The 4,390-nt window shown below is 74.4% G+C and carries 1 protein-coding gene; it reads right to left on the minus strand.

Annotation, left to right across the window (positions count from 1 at the left end; all coding sequences use genetic code 11):
* On the minus strand, nt 1–4,343 hold a 4,343-nt coding region (locus tag ACZ6SD_RS32790; protein ID WP_465320912.1), incomplete at its 3' end, for a type I polyketide synthase.
* Nucleotides 4,344–4,390 lie beyond the last annotated feature (47 nt).

Consider the following 4,390-nt stretch of genomic DNA (forward strand, 5'->3'; position numbering starts at 1 on the left):
ACCACCTCAAACGCCTCCGCATACACCGGATACGCCCCATGAAGCTCACGCCCCATCCCCACCCGCTGCGCACCCTGACCAGTAAACAAAAACCCAACCTCGCCGCCGCGGACCTTGCGCGCGGCGAGCGACCGCAGCCCTTCGACGAGCGTCGCGCGATCCGCGCCGACCACCGCGGCCCGGTGCGCGAAGGCGGTCCGCCCGGTGGCGAGCGAGAAGCCGACGTCGAGCGGGTGCGCTGCGGTCTCCTCGGCGAAGGCGGCGAGGCGGGCTGCCTGGGCGGCGAGCGCGTCGGCTGACTTCGCCGACAGCACCCACGGCACCACCGGCTGCGCGACAGGTTCCGCTCGCTCGGCGGGCGCCGCCTGCTCGATGATCACGTGCGCGTTGGTGCCGCTGATCCCGAACGAGGACACCGCCGCGCGCCGGGGACCGGCCTTGGCCCACTCCCTCGGCTCGGTGAGCAGCGCCACCGCGCCCGATTCCCAGTCGACATGCGGGGTCGGCTCGTCCACGTGCAGGGTGCGGGGCAGCACGCCGTGCCGCATGGCCTCGACCATCTTGATCACACCGCCGACCCCCGCGGCGGCCTGGGTGTGCCCCAGGTTGGATTTGAGCGATCCCAGCCACAGCGGCTCGGACCGGTCCTGGCCGTAGGTCGCCAACAGGGCTCGCGCCTCGATCGGGTCGCCCAGGGGCGTCCCGGTCCCGTGCGCCTCCACGACGTCCACATCGGACGGACGCAGGCCCGCGTTGGCCAGCGCCTGGCGAATCACCCGCTCCTGCGACGGACCATTCGGGGCAGTCAAGCCATTCGACGCGCCGTCCTGGTTCACTGCGGAACCACGCAGCACCGCGAGCACCGTGTGCCCGTTGCGCTCGGCGTCGGAGAGGCGCTCGACCAGTAGCAGCCCGACGCCCTCCGACCAGCCGGTGCCGTCCGCGGCGGCGGCGAACGGCTTGCACCGGCCGTCGGCGGCCAACCCGCGCTGGCGGGAGAACTCCACGAACGCGGTCGGGGTGGACATGACCGTCACACCACCGGCCAGGGCGAGATCGCACTCGCCTTGGCGCAGCGCGTTCGCGGCCAGGTGCAGTGCCACCAGCGACGACGAGCACGCGGTGTCGACGGTGATCGCAGGCCCCTCGAAGCCGAGGGTGTAGGCGACCCGGCCCGAGGCGACACTGCCCGCGTTCCCGCTGGCCAGCAGACCCTCAAGGTCATCGGGCACCTCGCGGACGCGGGAGGCGTAGTCGTGGTACATGACTCCGGCGAACACCCCGGTCCGGCCGCCCCGCAGGGTCGAGGGGTCGATCCCGGCGCTCTCCACCGACTCCCACGCGGTCTCCAGCAGCAGCCGCTGCTGCGGATCCATCGCGTGCGCCTCGCGCGGGGAGATCCCGAAGAACTCCGCGTCGAACTCCCCCGCCTCGTGCAGGAACCCGCCCTCGCGGACGTAGCTCTTGCCCCGGCGGTCGGGGTCGGGGTCGTAGAGGTCCTCGGCCCAGCCGCGCCCGGTGGGGAACGTGGAGACCGCGTCGCCGCCGCCTGCCACGAGGTTCCACAGGTCCGCCGGGGATGAGACGCCGCCCGGGTAGCGGCACGCCATGCCGACGATGGCGATCGGCTCCGCGCTGTCCACCGCGGCCACGGCGACCGGGGGCGCCGCGCTCTCCCCACCGGGGACCTCGGCGTCGAGGTGCCTGGCCAGGGCGAGGGGGGTCGGATGATCGAACACCAGCGTCGTGGGCAGCCGCAGGCCGGTGGTCACGTTGAGCTGGTTGCGCAGCTCCACCGCGGTCAGCGAGTCGAACCCGAGGTCCTGGAACGCGCGGTCGGCGTCGATCACCGAGTGATCGGCGTGCCCCAGCACCGAGGCGACGTGGGCGCGGACGATGTCGACCAGCGCCCGCACCCGCTCCTGCCGCGTGAGGCCCGCGAGCCTGCGCTTCAGCGAGCCGGTCTGGGCCCGGCGGCGAACAGGCACGAGGCCGCGGAACACCGCCGGGAGGGTGTCGCCGCTCGCCCGCAGCGCCGGGAGGTCGAGCCTGGTGAGAGTGGGCGAGGCGGTCGGGGAGGTCATGGCCGCGTCGAACAGCCGCATCGCCTCAACCGGGGTCAGCGGCAGCAGGCCTGCGCGGGTGATCCGCCGGACGTCGACCTCGCCGAGGTCGCCGGTCATCCCGCCGGAGGACGCCCACATGCCCCACGCCAGCGAGGCGGCGGGCAGCCCGGCGGCGCGGCGGTGCTGGGCGAGCGCGTCGAGGAAGGCGTTGCCCGCCGCGTAGTTGGCCTGCCCGGCGCTGCCGACGACGCCCGCGATCGAGGAGAACACCACGAACGCCGCCGTCTCGCCGACCAGTTCGTGCAGGTTCCACGCGCCGTCCACCTTGGGCCGCAATACGGCGGCGAGTCGCGCGGCGGTCAGCGAGTCCACGACGCCGTCGTCGAGCAGACCGGCCGTGTGCACGACGGCGCTCACCGGGTAGGCGGTCAGGACCGCGGCCAGCGCGTCCCGGTCGGCGACGTCGCAGGCCACCACGGTGACCTTGGCGCCGAGTGCGGTCAGCTCGGCGCGCAATTCCGCCGCGCCGGGCGCGTCCGGCCCTCTGCGGCTGAGAAGCAGCAGGTCGGTGACGCCGTGCTCGGTGACCAGGTGGCGGGCCACCACCCCGCCCAACTCGCCGGTGGCCCCCGTGATCAGCACTGGCCCGCGGCTCCAGTCCGGCGCGGGGACCGCCGCGCCGCTCTCGCGGACCAGCCGGGGCACGAACACCTCGCCCGCGCGGATCGCCAGCTGGGGTTCGCCCGCGGCGAGGGCGCGGCCGAGCACCGCGTGCGAGCGGTCTTCGTCATCGGTGTCGACCAGGACGAACCGGTCGGGGTTCTCGGTCTGCGCCGAGCGCATCAGGCCCCAGGCCCCGGTGTGGGCGAGCGCGGGCGAGGAGCCATCGACCGAGACCGCGCCCCTGGTCACCACGGCCACCCTCGGCCGGGCCTCGTCGGCGAGCGTGCGCTGGACAAGGTCCAGCACGTGCGCGGTCGTCTCGTGCACGGCGGCGGCCACGTCCGGCGCGGTCGGCGCGGGCACGTCCTCGACCACGAGTTCGTGGTCGGCGGGGTTGGACACCTTGATCCGGGTCCATTCGACGGCGAAGAGGCCGTCAAGACCGTCCGCGGCGCGCAGCGACTCCGGGGACACCGGCCGCAGGACCAGCGACGCCACCCTGGCGACCGGGGCGCCCGTGTCGTCGGCGATCGCCAGCGAGACCACGCCCGGGCCGTCGAGGGACAACCGCACCCGCAGCGCGGTCGCCCCCGGCTCAATGATCTCGACTCCGGACCAGGAGAACGGCAGCGCGGGTCGGTCGCCATCCGGCAGGACGCCGGGCAGCAGCAGCCCGTGCAGCGCCGCGTCCAGCACGGCGGGGTGCAGCACGAACCCGGTCGCGTCGACCGTGGCGGCGACTTCGGCGAACACCGCCGAGTCGGTCCGCCACGCGCGTCGGAGCCCCTGGAAGGCGGGCCCGTAGGCGTAGCCGCGCTCGGCGAGCCCGTCGTACACCTCGGCGAGGTCAACCTCGGCCGCGGGCGCGGGCGGCCACTCGGTGAGCGCTTCCGGTGCGGTGTCCTCCTCGGGTGCGAGGACACCGTTCGCGTGGCGCACCCACGGTCGTCCGTCGAGCCGGGCGTAGACCTCGACCGCGCGTCGGTCGGCCTCGTCCGACGCGCCCACGACGACCTGCAGGTGCACACCGCCGCGCGCCGGGATCAACAGCGGCGCGGCCAGGGTCAGCTCGTCGACCCGGCCGAGGTCGAGGCGCCGCCCTGCCCAGACCGCCAACTCCACGAAGGCCGTGCCGGGAAGCACCGCGTCCGCGCCGAGGACCCCGTGGTCGGCGAGCCAGGGGTGGGTGTCCAGCGCGAGCCTGCCGGTGAACACCACCGAACCGCTGTCGGCGACGTCCACCGCGGCGCCCAGCAGCGGGTGGCCGGTCGCGGTCAGGCCGAGGCCGTCGGCGTCAACCGCGACCGCCCCGGAGTCGAGCCAGAACCTCTCGCGCTGGAAGGGGTAGGTCGGCAACGCGACCCGTCCGGCGCCGCTGTCCGCGAAGAACGCCCGCCAGTCCACCGGAACGCCCCTGGCGTGCAGCAGACCCAGCGCGGTCACGGCGGTGACCGCCTCAGGCCGGTCCCGCCGCAGCATCGCCACGGCCGCGATCCCGTCGAGATCGTCGACGGCCGCGGTAAGCACGCCGTCCGGTCCCAACTCCAGCAGCGTGGTGACGTCCGCGTCCGCCATGGTCCGCACGGCGTCGGCGAACCGGACCGGCTGCCGCACCTGCCCAACCCAATACCCGGGATCGCCGAGCACATCGCCCACGACGA

It is taken from the genome of Actinokineospora sp. NPDC051303, from assembly GCF_055586285.1.